Genomic DNA, 1404 nt, shown 5'->3' with positions numbered 1-1404 from the left:
ATAGCAGAAAGCTTGCGTAGGAGACGCCGCAGGCGCGGAAGACGCTGTGCGTCCACAGGAGCATGGCCCAGCCATCCTTGGCGGACATCTTAGTAAATTGAGCGAAGGGAGCCCCTTTCGCAAAGAGCAGAATCCCCACTCCGGGAAACCGGAGCGGGGGTTTTGCGGCTTTGAGACTTTGTGTACTTGGGATGTAAGTGAAAGATAAAATGTATGGGAATTTCCAAAAGGAAGCAAAAGATTGCAGGCCGAAAAGCACTGTGGTCCGCAGGGCCAGAGCACAGGCGTTTACACCACCTTGCCGGGCCAGAATGCGAAGCTGCATTGTACGGTGACCGTTGGCTGAACGCCGGGCAATTTGTGTAAGGTATAAACGTGTACATATTCGATCAAGCACCCGGCAGCCGATAGCAGAAAGCTAGCGTAGGAGACGCCGTAGGCGCGGAAGGCGCTGTGTGTCCACCGGGCCAGAGGTGCGGGTACTTATACGGCCCTGCAAGGCCAGAATGTAAAACTGCATTTCATGGTAACGGTAGCATAAGAGTTCGTAAGAGCAAAAAAGAATATGGGATGTCTCAGATCGGTATATCGGCAAGATAGAAACAGGCATTTCCAAAAGTGCAATACTTCGAACCGGTAACTTTCCCAGTGTGTATGTATATCATTCGGTCTGTTTCTTATAAGAGAAATAAGAGGCCGGACAAGTAGGATACAGGCAGAGACGTTCCAACAATATGGCCCAGCAGGTGGTTTCCGAATGTAAACGCGGAAATCCCTGCTGGGCCATCGTTTTTACAAAGTCTGGGTACAAATCCGACTATTGTGCAGTGGAAGATACGGGAGGTAATGCTCCAGAATGGGAAGCATATCCGCCTACCGACAGCGTTCGTGAGTTGTCAGATTTAGCGCTAATGTTCCTGGTATGGAACCCAAATCCAAGTCGGATGCTACGGACGTATCTCAGGGATAGGGATGTATCGTATGGTGGCGTTATTGTATCGCCATTGCTCGTATGGTTGGATGGATATGGTAAACTCTTGGGAATGGGATAGAAGGTGTTTCTACAGGGAAAATCGGTAATAATCGATAAATACTGGAATCGTGTTGTACAAAGAGTGGAAGCAGCTCGTATCCAAAGTAAGACCTAGCAGTCACTAACGGGAAACTACTCTAGGAAACACCTTAGGTGTGAAAGACGTTGTGCGTTCGGGCGATTGGCCGCACACTGGATAACTTGGGGGAGACATCCTCCGTATCTGGTAAAAATTCTGTAAAAATGCCATAGGCATAAAGGTACTACGTACCGTACTCGACGGCTTAGAGGAGGAAACTTCCATAGGAAAAATCTTAGGAGTAAAAGACACTATTTGCCCAGGCGGTTGGCTGAATACCGGATAGCTTGGG

Origin of the sequence: Anaeromassilibacillus sp. Marseille-P3371 (genome assembly GCF_900169665.1) — a bacterium.
Taxonomy (GTDB): Bacteria; Bacillota; Clostridia; order Oscillospirales; family Acutalibacteraceae; genus Anaeromassilibacillus.
Note: the sequence above shows the minus strand (reverse complement) of the source record.